Origin of the sequence: Pseudomonas sp. TH04 (assembly GCF_016651355.1) — a bacterium.
In the GTDB taxonomy this organism is placed as follows: Bacteria; Pseudomonadota; Gammaproteobacteria; order Pseudomonadales; family Pseudomonadaceae; genus Aquipseudomonas; species Aquipseudomonas fluorescens.
This window is the reverse complement of record NZ_JAEKEA010000001.1, coordinates 1,703,295-1,722,966: the sequence shown is the minus strand read 5'-3', so window position 1 is coordinate 1,722,966 and position 19,672 is coordinate 1,703,295. Positions and strand designations below refer to the sequence as shown.

Genomic DNA, 19,672 nt, shown 5'->3' with positions numbered 1-19,672 from the left:
TGCAGGGGGGAGGAACCTTAGCGCGTAATACCGGCCCGCCACAATGGGCAAAGCCGGCTTTAATCCAGCACTGGCGCCACAAAAGCCGCGTGGGAGAACTCAACGGCATGGCGCGAGACCCACTCGCGGGCCATGGCTTCGAGCTGCGCAGGCGTTGGCTCGGCCTCTTCGTGCAGGCGGCAGTAGCGTTCCATCTGGCACACTTGCTCGCCCATTCGTGCTCCGAACAACGCGTGCTCATCGGTAAAAGAGATGCCGACGCGATAGCCCTTATCGACTTTGCGGCACCAGGCGACATAGCCCGGATAACGGGCGCTGGCACCCAGGGACGGGATGCACAAATCAACGGCTGTGCCCTGGCGCAAGGCACGCGGGCAATTGCAGGCGACGCCGCCCAGGCCGATAGTGTGCAGGCGTTGCCGGGGAATGGCAGGGGAGGGACGTTGGATCAACTCGACAGCGACATCATCAGGGTGAGGTAAAAAACGACCCATGTACACGGACTCCGAGCGCCGTCCAGTTGACGGCAGTGGCAGCAGTATAGTGAAGGAACAGGAATTGACCGACCTGGATATTGACCAGCAATTGCTGGGATTGCCAGGTATTTCGCTTGTGGTGTTTACCAGCGTAGGGTGCTCCAGCTGCCGCTGGGCACGCCAGCAGTTGCCGAGTTGGACATTGCCGGTGGACCGCATGTGCTGGGTCGATGCCGGGCACAATGGCGGAGCGGTCGAGCGCTACCAGATCTTTCATTTGCCCGCGTTGTTCCTCGTGTGCGAGGGTCAATTTCTTGGGCAATTACAGTCACGCCTTACGAATAAAGACCTTACCGACGCGGTGAATCACGCACTCACCCGCACACCAGAGGATTTGCCATGAGCGCAGTTGCACCCGAGTCGTCTCCACGTATTGGCATTATTGGCACCGGTGCTATCGGTGGGTTCTATGGGTTGATGCTGGCGCGTGCCGGGTTCGATGTGCACTTTCTGTTGCGCAGCGAATATGCAGCGGTCAGTGAGCATGGCCTGCACCTCAACAGCACGCTGCACGGCCAGTTGCACCTGCACCCGGTGCAGGCTTATGCCCGCGCCGCCGATATGCCGGCGTGCGATTGGCTGTTGATCGGGACCAAGTCCACCGGCAACGTGGACCTGGCCCCGACCATTGCCCAGGTCGCAGCGCCGGACGCCAGGGTGGTGCTGTTGCAAAACGGTCTCGACGTTGAAGACAGCCTGCGTGAACACCTGCCGCCGTCCCTGCACCTGCTGGGCGGCCTGTGCTATATCGGCGTGCATCGTGCCGCGCCCGGTGTCGTCGAGCATCAGGCCCTGGGCCGGGTCAACCTGGGCTATCACAGTGGCACGGCGGCCAATGATGAGGCGCGCCAGAAGGCGATTGTCGAGGAGGGCGCCGCGCTGTTTCACAAGGCCGGTATCGAGTCCCAGGCCATGGCCAGCGTACACTTGGCCCGCTGGCACAAGCTGGTGTGGAATGTGCCTTACAACGGCCTCTCCGTGTTACTGGGCACCGGCACTACCGCGATGATGGCGGATGAATCGAGCCGCGAACTCATCCAGGCATTGATGGCTGAAGTGGTCCAGGGCGCCCATGCCTGCGGTCATCACATCCCGGCCAGTTATGCCGAGCAGATGTTCGCCATGACCGAAACCATGGTTGACTACTTGCCGAGCATGTACCACGACCATGTGCATAAACGCCCGCTGGAGTTGGCGGCGATCTACGCACGGCCACTGGCCGCCGCCAAAGCGGCAGGTTGCGAATTGCCACGCATGGAAGCGCTTTACCAGGCGTTGAGTTTTATTGATCGGCACAACCGCTGATTCGGGGGCACACCATGGCAAAGGGATTGGGCGACAAGTTGGTGCTGGCGATTTCGTCGCGGGCGCTGTTCGACCTGAGCGACAGCCACAAGGTCTACTTGGCCGAAGGTGTGGAGGCTTACCGCAAATACCAGATCGAACACGAGGAAGAAACCCTGGAGCCCGGCGACGCGTTCCCACTCGTCAAGAAGTTGCTCAGTCTTAACGCCAGCCTGGGGCGTGCGCGTGTCGAGGTCGTCCTGGTGTCGCGCAACAGTGCCGATACCGGCTTGCGAGTGTTCAATTCGATCCAGCATTACGGTCTGGATATTTCCCGCGCTGCTTTCGTCGGCGGGCGTAGTCCCTATCCTTATTTGGCTGCATTCGGTTGCCATCTGTTTCTTTCGACCCATGCTGAAGACGTGCGCAGCGCACTCGACGCCGGCTTTGCGGCGGCGACGATTCTGTCGGGCGGTGCGCGTCGGGCATCGAGTGAAGAACTGCGGATTGCGTTCGACGGCGATGCGGTGCTGTTTTCCGATGAGTCGGAGCGGGTGTACCAGGCCGGCGGGCTGGCAGCGTTCCAGGCCAGCGAGCGCGAGTCGGCGCGCCAGCCTCTGCACGGCGGCCCGTTCAAGGGTTTCCTGGCGGCGCTCAACCTGTTGCAGCGTGAGTTCGCGGATGATGCATGCCCGATCCGCACGGCGCTGGTGACGGCGCGTTCGGCGCCCTCCCATGAGCGCGTGATTCGCACCTTGCGTGAATGGGATATCCGTTTGGACGAGTCGCTGTTCCTCGGCGGCCTGGAGAAATCCGCCTTTCTGGAGGCGTTCGCCGCCGACGTGTTTTTCGATGACCAGGCCGGTCATTGTGAGAAAGCCCGGGAAGTGGTGGCCACCGGGCATGTGCCCCATGGCATCAGTAATGAGTTGAAAATCCACACCGAGCGCTAAGTCAGCCGAAGTCGTCAAGGCGCTGCTAAGCTCATTCAATCGCCGCCATCCTGGCAGTCCAGGAGGTTCTATGATTCGTTCGATGCTGTATGCCACGGACCTCGGTCTGTATGCGCCCTATGTGATGCAACACGCGCTGGCGCTGGCCCGAACGTTCAAGGCGGATTTGTATGTGATCCATGTGGTCGAGCCGATTGGGCTGTTCGCCGAATCGGTGTTGCAGAGCTACCTTGATGAGCAGGCCTTGAGTGAATGGCAGAGCCAGGGGCTTAACACGGTCATGGCGTCGATCGAGCAGCGGGTACTGGACAGTTTTCGCGAGGAGTTGGGGGACGGCGAGCAAGACTTGAAGTTGATTCAGTCGGTGCGGGTGATTCAGGGCGACCCGTGCGAAGTGATTCTCGACCAGCTGCGTAAACTTTCCGTCGACCTGTTGATCGTAGGTAGTCACAGCCATGCAACCGCCGCCGCCACACCGCTGGGGCGCACAGCAGCGAGGGTGCTGCAACTGGCGACAGTGCCGGTTTACATGGTGCCGTCGTTGCAGCGTCGGCGCAGTGATGACAGTTGATCGGTGAAAACGATAAAAAGTTCTAGATTTATCCGTCTGACCTTTAATATAGTTATATACCGTCGCTGATACCCGTGGCGTCTATTTGCTTTGAGGGACATCTATGAAGCTTCAACAACTGCGCTACATCTGGGAAGTGGCGCACCACGACCTCAACGTTTCCGCTACCGCTCAAAGCCTCTACACCTCGCAACCCGGTATCAGCAAGCAGATCCGCCTGCTCGAAGACGAGCTGGGCGTCGAAGTATTCGCGCGCAGCGGCAAGCACCTGACCCGCGTCACCCCGGCTGGCGAGCGCATCATCACCACCGCCGGCGAGATCCTGCGTAAAGTCGAAAGCATCAAGCAGATTGCCCAGGAATTCTCCAACGAGAAGAAAGGCACCCTGTCGATCGCCACCACTCACACCCAGGCGCGTTATGCGTTGCCGCCGGTGATCCGCGATTTCATCAAGCAGTACCCCGACGTGGCCCTGCACATGCACCAGGGTTCGCCGATGCAGATCGCCGAGATGGCCGCTGATGGCACCGTTGACTTCGCCATTGCCACCGAAGCCCTGGAGCTGTTTGGTGACCTGGTGATGATGCCGTGCTACCGCTGGAACCGTTGCGTGGTCGTGCCCCAGGGGCACCCGCTGGCGAAGCTGCCGAAGCTGACCCTGGAAGCCCTGGCTGAATACCCGATCGTGACTTACGTGTTTGGCTTTACCGGCCGTTCCAAGCTCGACGAAGCCTTCAGCCACCGCGGCCTCACGCCGAAAGTAGTGTTCACCGCCGCCGACGCCGACGTGATCAAGACTTACGTGCGCCTCGGTCTGGGCGTCGGCATCGTCGCCAAGATGGCGGTCGACACCAACCTCGACAAAGACCTGGTAGTACTCGACGCCAGCGAGTTGTTTGAATCCAGCGTGACCAAGATCGGCTTCCGCCGTGGCACATTCCTGCGCGGTTTCATGTGCGATTTCATCGAGAAATTCGCCCCACATTTGACCCGCGAAGTCATGGCCAAGGCGATCCAGTGCCACAACAAGCAGGAACTGGAAGAGCTCTTCGACGGCGTGGAATTGCCCGTCCACTGAGTGGTTTATTTGGCCTCGGTAACCGTAAAGTGTTGCCGAGCGCCTGCCACCAGAATCTCCACCTCATCCCCTTCGAACTTGCCCAGCAGGCTTTTGCCCAGAGGTGAACGCGGGGTGATGACGGTTACCGGTTGCCCCACCACATCGACTTTCAAGCCGGCTGCATCCGGCGCCAGGAACAGCCACTGTTGGCGACCGTTCTCGTCTTCCAGACCCAGTAGTGCACCGACTTCTATGCCGCGCTGATCATCATAAGCGCGCAGTTGCAGGGTGTGGCACAGCGTCAGCGCCTGCTTGATTTCCTCGACGCGCTTGGCCTGCCCAGCCGCCAGGTAGGAAGCTTCCAGCCCCAGGGTGTCGTACTTGTTTTCCGCAATGTTTTCTTCGTGGGTCGCGGTTTCGTAGGCGGTCTGCGCGGCGCGTTGGGCGATGTCGAGGTCGACGGAGAGCTTTTCCAGGACCAACTGGTGGACGGCGTGTTTATTCATGGCTGTGTTTGATCATTCGCAAAATTGCAGGACGTTCGCCTTGCTCTTTTCAGTGGGGGCGTTCTGGTCCTGCTGTAGCCAGAACTGGCATTTGGGGTTGGACAGGTTGCGCGCGTTGTTGCGCGCCTGGTCCAGGCTTTGCTGTTGTTCCTGCTTGCGCAGGTTCTCCTGGTACTGCTCAAACATGCGGTTCGGTGGCTCCGGCGCAACCACCGCAGGCTTGCCCAATTGCTGAACCGCCTGAGCAACCGGCGCCAGGGTTTGCACAAACACGTAGCGCGATGCCAGCCAGGCGGTCAGCCCAATGGCGATAAAGCCAAGCCACAGGCCAAAAGCCACAGCCATACTGAGCTTGAACAGCGATAACGGACGATCAGACATGATGGCCTCCTGGCAGGCATTGACGGCGTGACGGCGATTGTCGCACAGCCACTGTGCAGAATAATCGCGATCAAGCCTTCTGCATCCGCGCATTTATGCGGACAATCGAGCCTTTGATCGTTGGAGCCCGGAATGAAAGCCCGCTGGGATATTTTTTGCAGCGTCGTCGACAACTACGGCGACATCGGCGTGACCTGGCGCCTGGCCCGGCAATTGGTGGTGGAGCATCGCTGCGAAGTGCGTTTGTGGGTCGATGACCTGCGCGCCTTCGAGCGCATGTGCCCCGAGATTGATGTGCACCTGGACCAGCAATGGCAAGAGGGTGTGGAGGTTCGCCATTGGCCGGCGCAGTGGCACGACACGCCCTCTGCCGATGTGGTGATTGCCGCTTTCGCCTGCCAGCTGCCGGCCGATTATATGGAAGCCATGGCCACGCGGGAGCGCACGCCGTTGTGGATGAACCTGGATTACCTCAGCGCTGAAGACTGGGTGGTGGGGTGCCATCGCTTGCCGTCGGTGAAGTTCAAGGGCGTGCAGAAGTACTTCTTCTTCCCAGGCTTTCGTCCGGGCACGGGCGGGCTGTTACGCGAATGCGGGTTATTGGAGCAGCGTCAGGCATTTCAGCAAGACGGCGCAGCGCAACACCAATTCCTGCAGTCGATGGGCATCGTTCCGGTAGCGGGTGCGCGGCTGATGTCGTTGTTTGCCTATGAAAATGCCGGGCTCGCCAGTTGGCTGGACGTATTGGCGACGGACGGGCGTGCCACTCATCTATTGGTTCCGGAAGGGCGCATCCTCGGCGACGTACAGCGTTGGCTCGGTGTGGAAGGGCTGGCGGTCGGGGATATCCATCAACGTGCTGCCCTGACCGTGCAGGTACTGCCGTTCGTACGGCAGGAGCAATATGACCGCCTGCTGTGGTGCTGCGACTTCAACGCCGTGCGCGGCGAAGACTCGTTCGTGCGTGCCCAATGGGCCGGGCGGCCGTTGCTCTGGCACATCTACCGCCAGGACGAAGACATCCATCTGGACAAGCTCGATGCTTTCCTGACGCTCTACACCGCCGCCTTATCGCCCGCCGCCAAGGTCGCTGTCGTGACCCTGTGGCAAGCCTGGAACGCTGATGGCGATATGACACAGGCGTGGAAAATGCTCATGGAACACTGGCCGGAGGTGCACCACCACGCGCAAACGTGGTGTCTGGAACAAGGCTTGCAGGCCGATCTTGCTACGGCGCTGGTACAGTTTTATGAAAGTTGGATATGATACGCCACCTTGATTTTTGTAAATCCCATCCAAATTTCGGATATACGCAATGAAAACTGGTAAAGAGCTGAAACCCGGTACCGTCATCAAGCTCGAAAACGACCCTTGGTTGGTTCAGAAAGCTGAGTTCACCAAGTCTGGTCGTAACAGCGCAATCATGAAGACCAAGCTGAAGAACCTGCTGACCGGCTACAAGACCGAGATCGTCTACAGCGCCGATGACAAACTGGAAGACGTGATCCTCGACCGCAAAGAAGCGACCCTGTCCTTCATCAGCGGCGACACCTACACGTTCATGGACACCACCGACTACACCATGTACGAGCTGAACGCTGAAGATATCGAAGCCGTTCTGCCGTTCATCGAAGAAGGTATGGAAGACGTCTGCGAAGCGATCTTCTTCGAAGACCGTCTGGTTTCCGTAGAGCTGCCGACCACCATCGTGCGTAAAGTTGCCTACACCGAAGGTTCCGCTCGCGGCGACACTTCGGGCAAGGTGATGAAGCCTGCCAAACTGGCTAACGGTACCGAGCTGCAAGTTGCTGATTTCATCGAAATCGACGACATGATCGAGATCGACACCCGTGAAGGTGGTTCGTACAAAGGTCGCGCCAAGAAGTAATTCTGGCTCCGCGATACAAAAAACCCGACCTGGCGTCGGGTTTTTTTATGGGCGTCTATTTATCAGACCGTCACGTGCAAACGCACATCGACGTTGCCACGGGTGGCGTTGGAGTACGGGCAGACTTGGTGGGCGGCATCGACCAGGCTTTGCGCGTCATCTTGGGCCAGGCCCGGCAGGCTCACGTGCAGGTCGATGTCCAGGCCGAAACCACCGGGGATTTGACCAATGCCGACGTGGGCGGTGATCGAAGCGTCATCCGGGATTTTGCGCTTGGTCTGGCTGGCGACAAACTTCAGGGCGCCGATAAAGCAGGCCGAGTAGCCGGCAGCAAACAGTTGTTCAGGGTTGGTGGCCTGGCCGCCGGCACCGCCCAGTTCTTTGGGGGTGGACAGTTTGACGTCGAGGATGTTGTCGCTGGAAACCGCACGACCATCACGGCCGCCGGTGGCGGTAGCTACTGCGGTATAGAGAGTTTGCATGGTGTCGTCCTCTTGGTTTGTTAGCGCTAAATATTTGCGCGCTAAGTAGTTGGTGAGGCAAATGTATAGCGCTAATGTTTAGCGCGCAAGATAAATTACAAAAAATTTTGCACGGGTTGACCCATTGGCACACGGCACAAACAAATGTGCGAGCAGGCAAGCCAACTCCCACAGGGGGGAGTTGGCGTTTGGTCTATCGCCTCAGACGTTAGCCTGCAGATTTCTGCGCAACGCAATCAAATCGCTTTGCAGCTTGCGCAACTGCTCCAGCTCCAGGCCGCTGGCGCCGAGGATGCAGTGCGGGATTCCCATGGCTTTGTCTTGCAATGCACGGCCGGTGGCGGTGAGCTCCACTACGACCACGCGCTCATCTTCACGGCTGCGGGTGCGGCTGAGCAGGCCTTCGGCTTCCAGGCGCTTGAGCAAGGGGGTCAGTGAGCCCGGATCGGTCAGCAAGCGACTGCTGATTTCGCCCACGGTCAAACCATCTTCTTCCCACAGCACCATCATGGCCAGGTACTGCGGATAGGTCAGGCCAAGGGCTTGCAGCAACGGCTTGTAGACCTTGGTCATCAGCAGCGAGGTGGAGTGCAGGGCGAAGCACAGCTGGTTGTCCAGCATCAATGCTTGGCAAGGGGCGGGGTTTTTGCTCATGGCGGTGCCTCGAAAAAGCGTGTCTGGGCTGGAATCTAGCGGGCAAATCTTTAATGCGCCAGATAATTCTGGCCGAGTGCTCAGACCAGGCCGCTTTGCAGTGCCAGATCCCACGGTGGCACGGGGCTGAAGCGCGACTTGAGGTATTCCAGCAACAACCGACTACGCGCATTGGCCTGTTGTTCCAGGCGCAGCGCGTAGATGCCGGTGGTTTCCGGGCTGGGTAGGCCGTCTTCGCAAAACAGTGGTAGCAGTTCACCCCGCACCAGGTATTCACTGGCCAGCCAGGTCGGCAAATGCGCAATACCCAGCCCGGCGAGCGCGCCCGAGAGCAGCGCTTCGGCATTATTGGCACTCATGCGAATGCGCCGTGGGCGATAAGTGGCGCGGCGCCCATCCAGTTCAAAGCGCCAGGCGAACATCGGCGCCAGGCCGTCCCAGTCGAGGCCGTCATGTTCACTCAGCTCGCTGGGATGGGTCGGCGTGCCACGACTTTTCAAGTACGCCGGGCTGGCGCAGGCGATACGCACGATGCTGGCCAAGGGCGTGGCGATCAGGCGGGTGTCGACGATATGCCCGGCGCGCAGCACCAGGTCGACCTTGCCCAGATGGGCGCCCTGCATATCGACGAAGCTGTCGATCAAATGCAGGTGCACGTCGAGCCCCGGGTACACCTTCAAAAAGTCGGCAATCACCGGCGCCAAGTGCCGTCGTCCGAACGCGGCCGGGGCGTCCACACGAATCAAGCCTTCTGGCGCATGGCTCAATGACACCGCCTCGGCACGCGCCAACTGCAACTCGCTGACGATTCGCCGCGCTCGCTCCGCGAAGGCCAGGCCCGCCGGGGTCGGCACCACGGCGTGGGTGCTGCGCTGAAACAAGCGGCTGCCCACCGAATTTTCCAGGCTGTCGATGCGTCGGGCCACTGCCGAAGGGGTCAGCGGATGCCGGCGGGCGGCGGCGGAAAAACTGCCGGTCTCCAGTACATCGAGAAACAGGCCGAGTTGATCGGTCAGGGCATTCGGGTTCATGGGCAAGCGCTTATGCGAGATTGGCACAGCCATTGTGCGTTGCTGTGCCTTTGCGCGCCAGAGCCGACTGCGTAGCATGCGAGGCCTGGGCTTCTGGAGTAATGAGCGGTGTTGGATCTAGCGATGTATCTGGTATTGGGCGCGGCCCTCGGCACCGTGGGCGGTCTGTTCGGCATTGGTGGCGGGTTGATTGCGATCCCGGTACTCGGCGTGCTGTTCGGTCTCGATCAACAGCTTGCCCAAGGCACCGCGCTGGTGATGGTGGTGCCTAACGTCATGTTGGCCCTGTGGCGTTACCACCAGCGCAACCGTATCGAACTGCGTCACGCGTTACCGTTGGGTGTCATGGGCTTCAGCTTTGCCTGGCTCGGCTCGATCTGGGCGGTCGGCCTGGATGCCGGCGCCATGCGCATCGGTTTTATCGCGTTCTTGCTGACGTTGTCAGCGTACAACCTGCTGCGCATGTTCACCCGGAATGCGCCGCCGACGGCGCAGATGCGGTATTCCTGGCCATGGCTCGGCGTGCTGGGTGCCGCGTCGGGCTCCATGGGCGGTTTGTTTGGTGTGGGCGGCGCGGTGGTGGCCACGCCGGTGTTGACCAGCCTGTTCGGCACCACTCAGGTGGTCGCCCAAGGCTTGTCCCTGGCCCTGGCGTTGCCCAGCACCAGCGTCACCCTGGTCACCTACGCCTGGCACCACGAGGTGGACTGGATGATCGGTGTTCCACTGGCGGTGGGTGGCCTGCTGAGTATCAGTTGGGGCGTGAAAGTTGCCCACGCGCTGCCGGAACGGGTACTGCGCGGCTTGTTTTGCGGTTTTCTGGCGGTGTGCGCGGTGATGCTCACCTTTAAAGTTTGAAGCCTTCAAGGATGTACTCGGCCAGGCATTCGGTTATCGGCGAGGTCATGGCCGGGTTGCGCAGCAGGCGCAAATTAACCGACGGCAGCGGTGGAAATCCCTCGTCACTGCCCAGTACCCGCAGGTCGTCTGTCACCAGGCTTTCCATGCTGACGGTGACTGCCAGGCCTGCGCTGACCACCGCCTGGATCGCCGCCCCGTTGGAGCTGTGATAGGCCAGGCGATAGTCGCGCCCAATGGATTCGAGGGCAGAGCGAGTCCAGTGGGTGCAGAAGCTGTCCACCCCGGAAATAGCCAATGGCAGCGACTCATGCTCGTCCACACAGAAGCACGGCGCCGCCACCCAGACCATGCGCTCATTGCGCAACAGTTCGCCGATTTCACTCCCGGGCTCCCGGCTGATCACGGTGAGGGCCAGATCGCGGCGCTGCATCAATACCAATGACGATTCGCAGTGCATTTCGATCTGGATCAACGGGTAGGCTTTGGAAAACCGTTTGAGGATGCCCGGCAGATAACGCATCACGTAGTCGTCTGGCGTACCGATACGTACCAACCCGACCATGTGCGGTTCGCGCAGCGTGTTGAACACCTCACTGTGCAGCTTCAGGATGCGCCGCGCATAACCGAGCAGCACTTGGCCTTCGGGCGTCAGCCGCACCTGGCGGCCGTCGCGTTCGAACAGTTTGCGTTGCAGCACGTCTTCTTCCAGGCGCTTCATCTGCATGCTCACCGCTGATTGCGTGCGATTGACCAGCTCGCCGGCCCGGGTAAAACCGCCCTGGTCGGCGATGGCGACGAAGGTACGCAGCACGTCGGTGTCGATGCTCGGGTAGTCGGACAATTGATCAATCTCCGAGATGTATTGCATAAGAAACATTCGTTGGATTGATCATAAGGCCAGGCACACACTCTCGTCATCCCCACTGGAGGGCGAGAAGATGAAAGGTCAGAAAGGTTTTGTGTTGATGACGAAACGTCCGTTTTTCGGGCTGTTTCAGGTGGTGGCCCGTTGGCAGGCACTGCACCACGAGCGTCAGGTGCTGGCGAGCTTGAGTGATGACGCACTCAAGGACATCGGGCTCAATCGTGGCGATGTGGAGCAGGATCGCCACCTGCCTTTCTGGCAAGACCCGCTGCGAAAATGACCCAGGATGCAGTAGTGTAGTCGGCGCGCCCATACGGAGAATCCCATGCCCGTCGACCTGTGTTTTTCACTCAAGCAAGCTCGACGCATGGCGCTGGTGGCCCAGGGTTTTTCCGGGCGCCAGGCGCCAGCGGTGATCAAGGCTGCGCACCTCAACCGGGTGATTGATCGCTTGGGCGTGTTACAGATCGATTCGGTCAATGCGGTAGTGCGCTCGCATTATCTGCCGCTGTTTTCCCGCCTGGGTGATTACGCCCCTTTGCTTCTTGAAGACGCCGCCTGGAGCCAAGGGCGGCGGCGTTCGCTATTTGAATACTGGGGCCATGAGGCCTCTTTGCTGCCAATGGCGCTGTACCCGTTGATGCGCTGGCGCATGGAACGGGCAAAGCTGGGGCAGGGGATCTATGCGCAGATGGCGCGTTTTGGGCGTGAGCAGCAAGCCACTGTTCATCGCGTCCTGCAGGCCGTCGAGGAGCGGGGCGCGTTGGGCGCGGGCAGCTTGTCCACCCGTGAAGAGCGTGCCGGCCCTTGGTGGGATTGGAGTGATGAAAAACACGCACTGGAATGGCTGTTCGCCGCCGGCCTGGTCACCGTCGCAGGGCGACGTGGTTTTGAGCGGCTCTACGATTTGCCCGAGCGGGTCATCCCCGTCGGCATCCTTCAACAATCCCCCTTGAGCGAAGCTGAGGCCCAGCGCGGCTTGCTGCTGCACAGTGCGAAGGCATTGGGGGTGGCCACTGAAAAGGACCTGCGTGATTATTTCCGCCTGGACCCCGCCGACAGCCGCAGCCGATTGGCCGAGTTGGTCGAGGACGAGCAGTTGCTGGCGTGCCGGGTGCAAGGCTGGAAGCAGCCGGCGTACTGCCTGCCTGAGCCGAAAGTGCCCCGCACGGTGCCGGCCAGTGCGTTGCTGTCGCCCTTCGATTCGCTGATCTGGGAGCGCAGCCGCACTGAGCGGCTGTTCGATTTTCGCTATCGGCTGGAAATCTACACCCCGCAGGCAAAGCGGGTGTACGGCTACTACGTGCTGCCGTTTTTACACAACGAGCGCATTGCTGCGCGCGTGGACCTGCGCGCCGAACGCGCCAACGGGCGCTTGGCGGTGCATGCGGTACACGAAGAGGCGCCGGGGCTGGACGACGCCGGGATGCAGGCGTTGGCGTTGAACCTGCGGCAAATGGCTGACTGGCTGGGGTTGGAACAGGTCCAGCTCAATTGCCAGCGGCCGAGTGCTGCGCGGTTAAGAGCAGCCATGCTCGACGTGGACAGTGGCCTTTAGCGCGCCATCGCGGGCAAGCCCGACGCCGACAGGAGTACGCGGTTGAAGGTGGGCGCCGGGCGCGCCCGCGATGGCGCGACCGGTCGAGTCAATCTCTCAGCGTTTGACTTGTTTCAACGTCTCGGCAATCAGAAACGCCAGTTCCAGCGACTGGTCGGCATTCATCCGTGGGTCGCAATGGGTGTGGTAGCGGTCCGACAAGCCGTCTTCGGTGATCGGCCGTGCGCCGCCGATGCATTCGGTAACGTTCTGCCCGGTCATCTCGATGTGAATCCCGCCGGCATACGAGCCCTCGGCCTGATGCACCTGGAAGAACTCCTTCACCTCACCCAGAATCTGCGCAAAGTCGCGGGTCTTGTAGCCGCTGCTGGCCTTGATGGTGTTGCCGTGCATCGGGTCCGAACTCCACAGCACCTGCTTGCCTTCGCGCTGTACGGCGCGGATCAGGTTGGGCAGGTGGTCGCCGACCTTGCCGGCGCCCATGCGCGCGATCAGGTTGAGGCGGCCGGGGTCGTTGTCCGGGTTGAGGATGTCGATCAGACGGATCAGGTCCTCCGGGTTCATGCTCGGGCCGACCTTGACGCCAATCGGGTTGTTCACCCCGCGCAGGAATTCGACGTGGGCACCGTCCAACTGACGGGTGCGGTCGCCGATCCACAACATGTGGGCCGAGCAATCGTAGTAGTCGTTGGTCAGGCTGTCGCGGCGCACGAAGGCCTGTTCATAGTTGAGCAGCAGCGCTTCGTGGGCGGTGAAGAAGCTGGTTTCGCGCAGCTGCGGTGAGCTGTCCATGCCGCAGGCGCGCATGAAGGCCAGGGTTTCGTCGATGCGGTCCGCCAGTTGGCTGTACTTCTCGGCCAGTGCGGAGTTGGCGATGAAGTCCAGGTTCCATTTGTGCACTTGATGCAGGTCGGCAAAACCGCCCTGGGCAAACGCGCGCAGCAGGTTCAGCGTGGCGGTGGACTGGTGATAGGACTGCAGCAGGCGGTCGGGGTCCGGCACGCGGCTTTTTTCGTCGAAACCGATGCCGTTGACGATGTCGCCGCGGTAGGCGGGCAGAGTAATGCCGTCGATGGTTTCATCGTTGGCCGAGCGCGGCTTGGCGAACTGGCCGGCCATGCGCCCGACTTTCACCACCGGGCAGCCGGCGGCGAAGGTCATCACGATCGCCATCTGCAGCAGCACCTTGAAGGTGTCGCGGATTTTTGCCGCCGAGAACTCGGCGAAGCTCTCGGCGCAGTCGCCGCCCTGCAACAGGAACGCGCGGCCCTGGGTTACTTCGGCAAACTGACGGCGCAACTCGCGGGCTTCCCCGGCAAACACCAGTGGCGGGTAGCTGGCCAGGTTCTGCTCCACGTGCAGCAAGTGTGCAGCGTCCGGGTACTGGGGTTGTTGCTGGATCGGCAGGGCGCGCCAGCTGTCGGGGCTCCAGGGTTGGCTCATCGTGAACTCGATTGGTTGATTGACGGTCGGGCACCAATGTTATCAGCAATTAGTGCGTGACCTGTTGCCGCCGCTTGGCCGACAATCGCGCCTTTGCCGTGCGGTAAACCCATTAGGAGTAGTGATGACCGAGGAGCGTGTCGAGCGCCTGCTGGCCGAAGTCCATGATGATTTCGGCATGATCCGTGTGCTCGAAGTGGCCGACTACCGGTTTCTCGAGTTTGGCGATGCCATCGAGCAAAGCTGCGTATTTACCGCCGACCCCAGCTGGCTGGAGTACGACTACACCCGCGCCATGTTGATCGGTGCGTTGTGCCATGAGCAGCCGGAGAGCGCGCTGTTCCTGGGCCTTGGCGCCGGCACGCTGACCCAGGCGTGCCTCAAGTTCCTGCCGCTGGAAGACGTCGAAGCCATCGAGCTGCGCCCGGATGTGCCACGCCTGGCCATTGAGTACCTGGGGCTGGATGACGACCCGCGCTTGTACATCCGCATTGGTGACGCCCTGCAATTGCTCGACACCGCCGAGCCGGCCGACCTGATTTTCGTCGACTTGTATACGGATGTTGGCCCGGGCGTCGGGCATCTGGCCTGGACCTTCCTGGAAAACTGCCAAAAGAAACTCAACCCGGGTGGCTGGCTGGTGATCAACCAATGGGCCACCGACGACGGCAAACCGCTGGGCGCAGCCTTGCTGCGCGGGTTGTATCACCGGCATTACTGGGAGCTGCCGGTGAAGGAGGGCAATGTGATTCTGCTGGTGCCTTCGGAGCTGGATCAGGCGCTTGATCTGGGTGCCCTCACGGCGCGCGCCGAGGCGTTGGCGCCGCGGTTGGGGTATTCGTTGCAGGCGTTGATCAAGGCGATTCGGCCGGCGACTTAGTTGCCTGTTCCGACGCCTTCACGAGCAAGCCCGCTCCCGCTCGACCGCATTCCAAAGGATGTACGCGTACAAACGGGGGCGCGGGCTTGCTCGCGAAGAGGCCAGCACTGTCGACTGCTAAATCAAGGTGCTCAAATTCCTTTAAACACCCCCGGCCGCTTCTCAACCATCGCCCGCACACCTTCTTTGGCATCCTCACTGTTCAACAATTTCTCCACCACCGCCTGCAACCCTGCCGCCGCGACGGTTTCACCTTGCATGCGCGCCTGGCGCGCCGACATCAACGTCGCCTGCACCCCCAGCGGCGCCTGGCGGGCAATGCGACTGGCCAACTCGATGGCACGGGGCAGCAGGTCTTCGCTGGCCATCACTTCCTGCACCAGCCCGAGACGCAGGGCTTCATGCGCGTCGAATTCATCGCCGGTGAGCAACCAGCGCATCGCATTGCCCCAGCCGGCCACTTGATGAAAGCGCAGTGTCGCGCCGCCAAACGGAAAGATCCCACGCTGTACTTCCATCTGCGCAAAGCGTGTGTTGCTCGCGCAAATATTGATATCCGCCGCGAGCATCAACTCGATACCGATAGTCAAGCAGTAACCCTGAGCCGCGACGATCACCGGTTTGCTGACCCTGGGCCCGGCAAATACACCCCACGGATCGCACCCGCCCAGGGGTGGTTGCCAGCCGCCCGACATCACGCCGCTGACATTGATCAGGTCCAGCCCGGCGGTGAAGTGGTCGCCGTGGGCAAACACCACGGCGACCCGCGCCTCGTCGTTTCGATCAAATTCGCCGTAAGCCAGGCTCAGCTCATTGAGCAACTCCAGGTCAAAGGCGTTGCGCTTTTCCACCCGGTTCAGGCCCAACAGCAGGACATGGCCCTGTAATTCACGACTGACGCGACGGCTGCTGGCTTGATTCATCGGGTGTGCCCTCAGGGCTTGGTTAAGGTTTCAGACCGAAGGGTCTTGATGGAGAGGTGAACCGTTTAAGTGTTATGACCAACAGGGCCGGGCCTTTGAAAAATAGACCCTGGCGCGCGTATCTGCAAAGGCATTGACGCAGTGCGGTTTATCGGCGCTTTCAGATAAAAAAAGCTCCCTTTTTCAGGTATTTCCGGTATAGTGCGCGCCGGCCTTTAACCGGGCCGCGTTTAGGTAGCGCAATTCCCCGAAGTCAGCTTCGGCTGCACGTCCGCACAGCGGACTCTTCCTTGACGAATCTTTTTCATTCATTCGTTTTCGCAAATCCCCGCCGACAAAGCAGCCAGGGCGACTCTTGAGTCTCAACACGGCATGCGCAGCTTTGGAGCATGGGTCTTTGCGGATGCACTTAGAGGCAGACCCATGACCCAGGAAACCGGCGGCTTCGCCGCTTTTAATCTTAACCCGAACATTCTTGCTGCCGTCATCGCGACCGGCTACGAAGAACCTTCGGCTATTCAGCAGCAATCGATCCCAATCATCATGGCCGGCCAGGACATGATTGGCCAGGCGCAAACCGGTACCGGTAAAACCGCCGCGTTCGCCCTGCCTATTCTGCATTGCATCGATCCTGCCAAGCGCGAGCCGCAAGCCCTGATCCTGGCGCCAACCCGTGAGTTGGCGCTGCAAGTAGCAACCGCTTTTGAAACCTACGCCAAGCAAATGCCAGGCGTAACCGTTGTGGCCGTTTACGGCGGCGCGCCTATGGGCCCACAACTGAAAGCAATCCGTAACGGCGCACAGATCGTTGTCGCCACCCCGGGCCGTCTGTGCGACCACCTGCGTCGTGACGAGAAAGTGCTGTCGACCGTGAACCACCTGGTTCTGGACGAAGCTGACGAAATGTTGAAGCTGGGCTTTATGGATGACCTGGAAGTCATCTTCAAGGCGCTGCCACCGACCCGTCAGACCGTACTGTTCTCGGCGACCCTGCCACAGTCGATCCGTGCCATTGCCGAACGCCACCTGCGCGATCCGCAACACGTGAAGATCCAGACCAAGACTCAGACCGTTACCGCGATCGAACAGGCTCACCTGTTGGTTCACGCTGACCAGAAGACCTCGGCTGTATTGAGCCTGCTGGAAGTTGAAGACTTCGACGCCCTGATCATGTTCGTGCGCACCAAGCAAGCGACCCTGGACCTGGCCAGTGCCCTGGAAGCCAAAGGCTACAAAGCCGCTGCGCTGAACGGTGACATTGCCCAGAACCAACGTGAGCGCGTGATCGACTCCCTCAAGGATGGCCGTCTGGACATCGTTGTGGCGACCGACGTTGCTGCCCGTGGCCTCGACGTTCCACGTATCACCCACGTGTTCAACGTTGACATGCCGTACGACCCAGAGTCCTACGTTCACCGTATCGGCCGTACCGGCCGTGCCGGTCGCGAAGGTCGTGCACTGCTGCTGGTGACTCCACGTGAGCGCCGCATGCTGCAAGTGATCGAGCGTGTTACCGGTCAGAAAGTTGCCGAAGTCCGCCTGCCGGATGCCCAGGCCGTTCTCGATGCGCGCATCAAGAAACTGACCAACAGCTTGTCGCCGCTGGTGGCTGACGCTGAATCGACCCACGGCGAACTGCTGGACCGCCTGACTGCCGATATCGGTTGCACCCCTCGTGCCCTGGCTGCAGCTCTGCTGCGCAAAGCCACCAACGGTCAGGCCCTGACCCTGGCAGCCATCGAGAAAGAACGCCCACTGGTTCCGAACAACGCGCCACGCGGTGATCGTCCAGAGCGTACCGGTGACCGTCCAGACCGTGGTGATCGTGAGCGTCGCGCTCCGGTTCCATTGGCTGAAGGCCGTGCTCGTTGCCGTACCGCGCTGGGCGCGCGTGATGGCATCGCCGCCAAGAACCTGCTGGGCGCTATCCTCAACGAGGGTGGCCTGGCACGTGAAGCGATCGGTCGCATTCAGGTCCGTGACAGCTTCTCCCTGGTGGAGCTGCCGGAAGACGGCCTGGAAAAACTGCTGGCCAAGCTGAAAGACACGCGCGTTGCCGGTAAGCAGCTGAAGCTGCGTCGCTACCGCGAAGATTGATCCGCCCTTGGGCTGATTGATCGCACATAAAAAATCCCCGACTGGTTCGGGGATTTTTTTTGCCGGGTGTTTATTGACGACTACGCGATCAACTGTGGGAGCTGGCTTGCCTGTAGATCTCTGTTAGCCGAAACGGTAGATGTCCATCCCCAGCGCGCCCATCGTGAACCCCTGATGCGCCACGCTGAAATCGCCTCCGGCGCCACGCGCAAAGTACAACGGCAACAGGTGCTCATCGCTCGGATGGCTGCGCACGGCATGGGGCGCCTGGCGGCGATAGTCGTGCAAGGCAGCTTCGTCGTTGGCGGCGAGCTTAGCCACCACCCAATCACGGAAGTCACGTGCCCAGGGCTCGATGCTCTCGGGCCCGGCGTGCCAGTTCAGCTCGCCGAGGTTGTGGGTGATGCTGCCGGAACCGATCAACAGCACGCCTTGCTCGCGCAAGCCCGCGAGTGCGTGGCCGACTCGGGTCTGCAGGGCCGGGCCCATACGGCTGGGCAGCGAGACTTGCACGACCGGAATATCCGCAGCCGGGTACATCAGCGAAAGCGGCACCCAGGTGCCGTGGTCGAAGGGCCGGCGCTCATCGATTTGTGCATCCAGGCCGTCAGCCTTGAGCAGGTTGACAATTTCACCCGCCAACTGCGGGTCGCCCGGCGCTGGGTATTGCACGGCAAACAGTTCGCGGGGGAAACCACCGAAATCGTGCCAGGTTTCCGGGGCGGCGCTGCCGCTGACCAGCAATGTTTGGCTTTCCCAGTGCGCGGACACCACCACAATCGCCTTGGGCCGTGGCAGTTCAGCCGCCAAACGCCGCAACGCCGGGCCGCTGGCGCCAGGTTGCAGGGCAAGCATGGGTGAGCCGTGGGAGATAAACAGGCTAGGGAGCATAAGTGGGGTCCTGAGCGTTAAGATGGGCCCATCTTCAATCAGATCATTGATCTAAATCTAATATAAGTTTTAGCGCGTTTTGATCGAATTTTCAGGGTGATTTATGGAGCCTAAGTTTTGGCAAGAGCGCTGGGCGCGCAACCAGATCGGTTTTCATCTGCCCGAGGTCAATCCCTACCTGCTGCGGCATTGGCCAACCCTGGGCTTGGCTGACGGAGCCAAGGTGCTGGTGCCGTTGTGTGGCAAAAGCCTGGATCTGATCTGGCTGGCGAGTCTCGAATATTCGGTGTTGGGCGTGGAGTTGTCGGAGCAGGCCGTTGAAGCCTTTTTCAGTGAGCAGTCGCTGACGCCGCATATCCGCCAGCACGGCGCGTTCAAGGTGTATCAGTCCGGGTTGATCGAGGTGTGGTGCGGTGATTTCTTTGCCCTAGACGCCAGTGCGGTCAACGATTGCACTGCGCTTTACGACCGGGCCGCGTTGATTGCGTTGCCGCCACTGATGCGGGCGCGCTATACCGAGCATCTCAATAGTCTGCTGCGGCCTGGCTGCAAGGGGCTGCTGATCACCCTCGACTATGACCAGACGCAGAAGGTCGGCCCACCGTTTGCGGTCACCGACGAAGAGGTCCGGGTGTTGCTCGGCGCCCGTTGGGATTTGGCGGTGCTGGAAGAGCGCGACATCCTGAGTGAGAGCTGGAAGGCGATGCAGGACGGCGTCACGCGCCTTGAAGAGCGTGCCTATCGGTTGGACAAGGCGTAAATCTCGGGCATAAAAAAAGGGGCGATCAGATCGCCCCTTTCTGGTTGC

Annotated in this window: 23 protein-coding genes; 13 read left to right on the top strand and 10 right to left on the bottom strand. The window is 60.7% G+C overall.

Annotation, left to right across the window (positions count from 1 at the left end):
* Positions 1-59 precede the first annotated feature (59 nt).
* The gene (locus tag JFT85_RS07620) at positions 60-494 is read right to left on the bottom strand and encodes a PilZ domain-containing protein (RefSeq protein ID WP_069552256.1); all 435 of its coding nucleotides are present in this window, start codon (positions 492-494) and stop codon (positions 60-62) included.
* On the opposite strand from JFT85_RS07620, the gene JFT85_RS07615 reads away from it, so the two are divergent.
* From JFT85_RS07615 to cysB, 5 genes are all read left to right on the top strand, one after another.
* The gene (locus JFT85_RS07615) at positions 493-879 is read left to right on the top strand and encodes a thioredoxin (protein ID WP_201229595.1); all 387 of its coding nucleotides are present in this window, start codon (positions 493-495) and stop codon (positions 877-879) included. The genes JFT85_RS07620 and JFT85_RS07615 overlap by 2 nt on opposite strands.
* Entirely contained in the window at positions 876-1,841 is a 966-nt protein-coding gene (locus tag JFT85_RS07610; RefSeq protein ID WP_053255145.1) for a putative 2-dehydropantoate 2-reductase, read from the top strand. Before JFT85_RS07615 ends, JFT85_RS07610 begins: the two co-directional genes overlap by 4 nt.
* Before the next feature lie 14 nt (positions 1,842-1,855).
* On the top strand, positions 1,856-2,773 hold the full coding sequence (locus JFT85_RS07605; RefSeq protein ID WP_053255146.1) for a 5'-nucleotidase: 918 nt from the start codon (positions 1,856-1,858) through the stop codon (positions 2,771-2,773).
* Positions 2,774-2,843: 70 nt separating this feature from the next.
* On the top strand, positions 2,844-3,344 hold the full coding sequence (locus JFT85_RS07600; RefSeq protein ID WP_053255147.1) for a universal stress protein: 501 nt from the start codon (positions 2,844-2,846) through the stop codon (positions 3,342-3,344).
* Between the two features lie 103 nt (positions 3,345-3,447).
* Positions 3,448-4,422: an HTH-type transcriptional regulator CysB gene (gene cysB / locus JFT85_RS07595; RefSeq protein ID WP_003189876.1), complete on the top strand. Its 975-nt coding sequence runs from the start codon at positions 3,448-3,450 to the stop codon at positions 4,420-4,422.
* Positions 4,423-4,427: 5 nt separating this feature from the next.
* Here the strand turns inward: cysB and JFT85_RS07590 are convergent, their stop codons facing one another.
* Positions 4,428-4,910 carry a GreA/GreB family elongation factor gene (locus JFT85_RS07590; protein WP_053255148.1) on the bottom strand — a complete coding sequence of 161 codons (483 nt, stop codon included), beginning with the start codon at positions 4,908-4,910 and terminating at the stop codon, positions 4,428-4,430.
* A gap of 12 nt (positions 4,911-4,922) precedes the next feature.
* A complete protein-coding gene (locus tag JFT85_RS07585; RefSeq protein WP_053255149.1) occupies positions 4,923-5,291 on the bottom strand; it encodes a hypothetical protein in 369 nt (122 codons plus the stop codon).
* 132 nt (positions 5,292-5,423) lie between these two features.
* Here JFT85_RS07585 and earP point away from each other — a divergent pair, with 132 nt between their 5' ends.
* A complete protein-coding gene (gene earP, locus JFT85_RS07580; RefSeq protein ID WP_069552258.1) occupies positions 5,424-6,557 on the top strand; it encodes an elongation factor P maturation arginine rhamnosyltransferase EarP in 1,134 nt (377 codons plus the stop codon).
* A gap of 49 nt (positions 6,558-6,606) precedes the next feature.
* Positions 6,607-7,179 carry an elongation factor P gene (locus JFT85_RS07575; protein ID WP_053255151.1) on the top strand — a complete coding sequence of 191 codons (573 nt, stop codon included), beginning with the start codon at positions 6,607-6,609 and terminating at the stop codon, positions 7,177-7,179.
* A gap of 62 nt (positions 7,180-7,241) precedes the next feature.
* Here JFT85_RS07575 and JFT85_RS07570 read toward each other — a convergent pair whose 3' ends face one another.
* The 3 genes from JFT85_RS07570 to JFT85_RS07560 all read right to left on the bottom strand — a co-directional run bounded on the left by JFT85_RS07570 (position 7,242) and on the right by JFT85_RS07560 (position 9,346).
* Entirely contained in the window at positions 7,242-7,661 is a 420-nt protein-coding gene (locus tag JFT85_RS07570; RefSeq protein WP_034126737.1) for an organic hydroperoxide resistance protein, read from the bottom strand.
* Positions 7,662-7,862: 201 nt separating this feature from the next.
* Positions 7,863-8,315, bottom strand: a complete 453-nt coding sequence (locus JFT85_RS07565) for a MarR family winged helix-turn-helix transcriptional regulator (protein WP_053255152.1) — start codon at positions 8,313-8,315, stop codon at positions 7,863-7,865.
* A gap of 80 nt (positions 8,316-8,395) precedes the next feature.
* Complete coding sequence (locus JFT85_RS07560; RefSeq protein WP_053255358.1) at positions 8,396-9,346, bottom strand: LysR family transcriptional regulator; 951 nt, start codon at positions 9,344-9,346, stop codon at positions 8,396-8,398.
* Positions 9,347-9,454: 108 nt separating this feature from the next.
* On the opposite strand from JFT85_RS07560, the gene JFT85_RS07555 reads away from it, so the two are divergent.
* The gene (locus tag JFT85_RS07555) at positions 9,455-10,204 is read left to right on the top strand and encodes a sulfite exporter TauE/SafE family protein (RefSeq protein WP_053255153.1); all 750 of its coding nucleotides are present in this window, start codon (positions 9,455-9,457) and stop codon (positions 10,202-10,204) included.
* Here JFT85_RS07555 and JFT85_RS07550 read toward each other — a convergent pair.
* Complete coding sequence (locus tag JFT85_RS07550) at positions 10,194-11,075, bottom strand: LysR family transcriptional regulator (RefSeq protein ID WP_053255154.1); 882 nt, start codon at positions 11,073-11,075, stop codon at positions 10,194-10,196. The two genes, JFT85_RS07555 and JFT85_RS07550, sit on opposite strands and share 11 nt — an antisense overlap.
* A gap of 70 nt (positions 11,076-11,145) precedes the next feature.
* Between JFT85_RS07550 and JFT85_RS07545 the strand changes: the two genes are divergently transcribed.
* Together JFT85_RS07545 and JFT85_RS07540 are read left to right on the top strand one after the other, a co-directional pair.
* Positions 11,146-11,352 (top strand): DUF1127 domain-containing protein, encoded by a 207-nt coding sequence (locus tag JFT85_RS07545; protein WP_053255155.1) that lies wholly within the window; start codon positions 11,146-11,148, stop codon positions 11,350-11,352.
* Positions 11,353-11,397: 45 nt separating this feature from the next.
* Positions 11,398-12,630, top strand: a complete 1,233-nt coding sequence (locus tag JFT85_RS07540) for a winged helix-turn-helix domain-containing protein (RefSeq protein WP_069552260.1) — start codon at positions 11,398-11,400, stop codon at positions 12,628-12,630.
* Positions 12,631-12,726: 96 nt separating this feature from the next.
* Here JFT85_RS07540 and JFT85_RS07535 read toward each other — a convergent pair whose 3' ends face one another.
* Positions 12,727-14,073 (bottom strand): class II 3-deoxy-7-phosphoheptulonate synthase, encoded by a 1,347-nt coding sequence (locus tag JFT85_RS07535; protein WP_053255157.1) that lies wholly within the window; start codon positions 14,071-14,073, stop codon positions 12,727-12,729.
* Positions 14,074-14,197: 124 nt separating this feature from the next.
* Here JFT85_RS07535 and JFT85_RS07530 point away from each other — a divergent pair, with 124 nt between their 5' ends.
* Positions 14,198-14,953 carry a spermidine synthase gene (locus JFT85_RS07530; RefSeq protein WP_053255158.1) on the top strand — a complete coding sequence of 252 codons (756 nt, stop codon included), beginning with the start codon at positions 14,198-14,200 and terminating at the stop codon, positions 14,951-14,953.
* Positions 14,954-15,084: 131 nt separating this feature from the next.
* Here JFT85_RS07530 and JFT85_RS07525 read toward each other — a convergent pair whose 3' ends face one another.
* Positions 15,085-15,876, bottom strand: a complete 792-nt coding sequence (locus JFT85_RS07525) for a crotonase/enoyl-CoA hydratase family protein (protein WP_053255159.1) — start codon at positions 15,874-15,876, stop codon at positions 15,085-15,087.
* A 423-nt stretch (positions 15,877-16,299) separates the two neighbouring features.
* Between JFT85_RS07525 and JFT85_RS07520 the strand changes: the two genes are divergently transcribed.
* Positions 16,300-17,973, top strand: coding sequence for a DEAD/DEAH box helicase (locus tag JFT85_RS07520; RefSeq protein WP_053255160.1), 1,674 nt, complete (start codon positions 16,300-16,302; stop codon positions 17,971-17,973).
* A gap of 123 nt (positions 17,974-18,096) precedes the next feature.
* Here the strand turns inward: JFT85_RS07520 and JFT85_RS07515 are convergent, their stop codons facing one another.
* Positions 18,097-18,864 carry a DODA-type extradiol aromatic ring-opening family dioxygenase gene (locus JFT85_RS07515; protein ID WP_073636946.1) on the bottom strand — a complete coding sequence of 256 codons (768 nt, stop codon included), beginning with the start codon at positions 18,862-18,864 and terminating at the stop codon, positions 18,097-18,099.
* A gap of 103 nt (positions 18,865-18,967) precedes the next feature.
* Here JFT85_RS07515 and JFT85_RS07510 point away from each other — a divergent pair, with 103 nt between their 5' ends.
* Complete coding sequence (locus tag JFT85_RS07510) at positions 18,968-19,624, top strand: thiopurine S-methyltransferase (protein WP_053255162.1); 657 nt, start codon at positions 18,968-18,970, stop codon at positions 19,622-19,624.
* The last annotated feature ends 48 nt before the right edge of the window (positions 19,625-19,672 follow it).

Bases quoted from the DNA above. Each gene is read 5' to 3' on its own strand.
- JFT85_RS07605 (WP_053255146.1), top strand. From the start codon at position 1,856: ATGGCAAAGGGATTGGGCGACAAGTTGGTGCTGGCGATTTCGTCGCGG.
- JFT85_RS07520 (WP_053255160.1), top strand. From the start codon at position 16,300: ATGACCCAGGAAACCGGCGGCTTCGCCGCTTTTAATCTTAACCCGAAC.
- JFT85_RS07615 (WP_201229595.1), top strand. From the start codon at position 493: ATGTACACGGACTCCGAGCGCCGTCCAGTTGACGGCAGTGGCAGCAGT.
- cysB (WP_003189876.1), top strand. From the start codon at position 3,448: ATGAAGCTTCAACAACTGCGCTACATCTGGGAAGTGGCGCACCACGAC.
- JFT85_RS07570 (WP_034126737.1), bottom strand. From the start codon at position 7,661: ATGCAAACTCTCTATACCGCAGTAGCTACCGCCACCGGCGGCCGTGAT.
- JFT85_RS07620 (WP_069552256.1), bottom strand. From the start codon at position 494: ATGGGTCGTTTTTTACCTCACCCTGATGATGTCGCTGTCGAGTTGATC.
- JFT85_RS07545 (WP_053255155.1), top strand. From the start codon at position 11,146: ATGAAAGGTCAGAAAGGTTTTGTGTTGATGACGAAACGTCCGTTTTTC.
- earP (WP_069552258.1), top strand. From the start codon at position 5,424: ATGAAAGCCCGCTGGGATATTTTTTGCAGCGTCGTCGACAACTACGGC.
- JFT85_RS07535 (WP_053255157.1), bottom strand. From the start codon at position 14,073: ATGAGCCAACCCTGGAGCCCCGACAGCTGGCGCGCCCTGCCGATCCAG.
- JFT85_RS07585 (WP_053255149.1), bottom strand. From the start codon at position 5,291: ATGTCTGATCGTCCGTTATCGCTGTTCAAGCTCAGTATGGCTGTGGCT.
- JFT85_RS07550 (WP_053255154.1), bottom strand. From the start codon at position 11,075: ATGCAATACATCTCGGAGATTGATCAATTGTCCGACTACCCGAGCATC.
- JFT85_RS07565 (WP_053255152.1), bottom strand. From the start codon at position 8,315: ATGAGCAAAAACCCCGCCCCTTGCCAAGCATTGATGCTGGACAACCAG.
- JFT85_RS07610 (WP_053255145.1), top strand. From the start codon at position 876: ATGAGCGCAGTTGCACCCGAGTCGTCTCCACGTATTGGCATTATTGGC.
- JFT85_RS07510 (WP_053255162.1), top strand. From the start codon at position 18,968: ATGGAGCCTAAGTTTTGGCAAGAGCGCTGGGCGCGCAACCAGATCGGT.
- JFT85_RS07515 (WP_073636946.1), bottom strand. From the start codon at position 18,864: ATGCTCCCTAGCCTGTTTATCTCCCACGGCTCACCCATGCTTGCCCTG.
- JFT85_RS07530 (WP_053255158.1), top strand. From the start codon at position 14,198: ATGACCGAGGAGCGTGTCGAGCGCCTGCTGGCCGAAGTCCATGATGAT.
- JFT85_RS07600 (WP_053255147.1), top strand. From the start codon at position 2,844: ATGATTCGTTCGATGCTGTATGCCACGGACCTCGGTCTGTATGCGCCC.
- JFT85_RS07525 (WP_053255159.1), bottom strand. From the start codon at position 15,876: ATGAATCAAGCCAGCAGCCGTCGCGTCAGTCGTGAATTACAGGGCCAT.
- JFT85_RS07590 (WP_053255148.1), bottom strand. From the start codon at position 4,910: ATGAATAAACACGCCGTCCACCAGTTGGTCCTGGAAAAGCTCTCCGTC.
- JFT85_RS07540 (WP_069552260.1), top strand. From the start codon at position 11,398: ATGCCCGTCGACCTGTGTTTTTCACTCAAGCAAGCTCGACGCATGGCG.
- JFT85_RS07560 (WP_053255358.1), bottom strand. From the start codon at position 9,346: ATGAACCCGAATGCCCTGACCGATCAACTCGGCCTGTTTCTCGATGTA.
- JFT85_RS07575 (WP_053255151.1), top strand. From the start codon at position 6,607: ATGAAAACTGGTAAAGAGCTGAAACCCGGTACCGTCATCAAGCTCGAA.